Origin of the sequence: Pseudomonas lactucae (genome assembly GCF_036688725.1) — a bacterium.
In the GTDB taxonomy this organism is placed as follows: domain Bacteria; phylum Pseudomonadota; class Gammaproteobacteria; order Pseudomonadales; family Pseudomonadaceae; genus Aquipseudomonas; species Aquipseudomonas lactucae.
The window spans coordinates 1-1,919 of the sequence record NZ_JAQQPT010000048.1; the positions used below are offsets into that span (position 1 = coordinate 1).

A 1,919-nucleotide genomic window follows, 5' to 3' on the forward strand; every position below is an offset into this window, starting at 1 on the left:
ATCGAGTAGGAGGCGGATTTACATCCGCCGTCCTCTCACACCACCGTACGTACGGTTCCGTATACGGCGGTTCAGGTCATGCGGATAAGCCGTTGATCGTATCGAGTATCGAGACCAGTCCGAGCTGGCTCCACAGTTTCTTCGGCAGCGCCTGATTCATATGTGACGCTCCCGAGTTCCACCAAGGACCTCTGCCATTGAACGCTGATGTGCAAGCACGTCCTTCATGGATCCCCAGGCGCATCAGGTTGCGCGCCCTCGTAGAGGGCCGCTTCCATTGACGCCAGACGACACATCGAAGCTTACGTCTTACCCAACCGTCCAATTCTTCGAGTGGTTTCCTGCTCTGGCTGAGCTTGAAGTAACCCGCCCAACCACGCAGCACCGGGTTGATCCGCTCAATGACGTTAGCCATCTTGTGGCCCCGGGCTTTACGCAGCAGTGCTCTGAGCCGATCGCGTAGGCGATCCAGGCTCATCGTCGCCACTCTTAGTCTCGGCTGTTGGTGCCAGCTCATCCCATAACCCAAGTAGTCACAGGCCCAGGGCCGTGCCACACGGCTCTTTTCCTGATTCAACGTCAATTTCAGGCGTTGATTCAGGAAGCGTTCAACCCCGGCCAGCACACGCTCGCCTGCGCGACGACTACGCACATAAATGTTCGCGTCGTCGGCATAGCGTACAAAGCGGTGGCCCCGTCGTTCCAGTTCACGGTCGAGTTCGTTGAGCAGGATATTCGACAACAACGGCGAGAGCGGGCCGCCTTGCGGCGTCCCCTCCTGCCGTCGGCTGGCGATCCCACCCGACATGACTCCAGCCTCGAGGTAGCGACGGATCAGCCTGAGCACTCGCTTGTCTTCGACTTGACGTTCGATGCAGGCCATCAATACATCGTGGTTGACTCGATCAAAGAACTTCTCAAGATCAAGCTCCACGCACCAGCGGTGCCCCGCCGCCACATGGGCGCGAGCTGTTTCGATAGCTTGGTGAGCGCTTCTGCCCGGACGAAAGCCGTAGCTGTAATCCGAGAACAGAGGGTCGAAGATCGGTGTGAGCTGTTGCAGCAAAGCCTGCTGGATCAGGCGGTCCACTACACTGGGAATGCCCAGCTGTCGCGTTCCTCCCTTGGGCTTGGGGATTTCAACGGCGCGTACACCTTGCGGGTGATACTCACCGGCCAGCAACCGAGCCTTGAGGATCGGCCAATACTGATTCGTGTAGTCCGCCAATTGCTCGACCGTCATGCCATCGGCACCCGGCGCGCCCTTGTTGCTGACCACACGGTGATACGCACGCTTGAGGTTGACGGGTGCGAGCACCCGCGCCATCAGCGTGTCCGGCTCCGCTTTCGTCCGCGCCACAGACGCCGCCGATACCTCTGCGCTGTCAGCCGTCATCCTCGGATACTGTCCGGAACTCGGAGTAACAGTTTTCTCTGGGAGAAATTTCTGCATTTCGGTATTCAACGAGACTCTGACGCCTACCGGCGGCATAACCTGTTCAGCCCTTGATGACGTGGTTATTCGTCACTTACTACGGCCTCGGCTGACTTCTGCAGGTTCATCCCGTCGCCTCTCGACGCCCGGTAGCACAGTGGCAAACCTACAGATCTCCCAGGGTAATTCGCGCGACCTTCCTGCTTATGCCTGTCGGATCTACGTCGTAGCGTTCCGTGCAAGTATTGGGCTTTAACGATTTGCGCCGTCTTACCCCGCTACGCCGCCTCTATCCGCTTCCTGTTCGTCAGGCCAGCATTTTGCCTCGGACTTCCTTCAGATTCGCAGTCACCCGCGACACCCTTGCCTCTGGCTAACACTTCCCCTTGCCGGGTGTGTAGAGGACTTTCACCTCCAAGTCACCAGCGTGGCCACCACAGCCAAGCTGGTTGCGCTTACGCGCAACGCGCCATGCCTGGCGCAC

1 protein-coding gene is annotated in these 1,919 nt (G+C 58.8%); it reads right to left on the reverse strand.

The window, feature by feature from the left end:
* Positions 1–76: 76 nt before the first annotated feature.
* Positions 77–1,492 (reverse strand): group II intron reverse transcriptase/maturase, encoded by a 1,416-nt coding sequence (gene ltrA / locus V6M90_RS29995; protein ID WP_332847666.1) that lies wholly within the window; start codon positions 1,490–1,492, stop codon positions 77–79.
* Between the last annotated feature and the right edge of the window lie 427 nt (positions 1,493–1,919).

Coding starts and splice junctions, on each gene's coding strand:
- ltrA (WP_332847666.1), bottom strand. CDS start 1,492: ATGCCGCCGGTAGGCGTCAGAGTCTCGTTGAATACCGAAATGCAGAAA.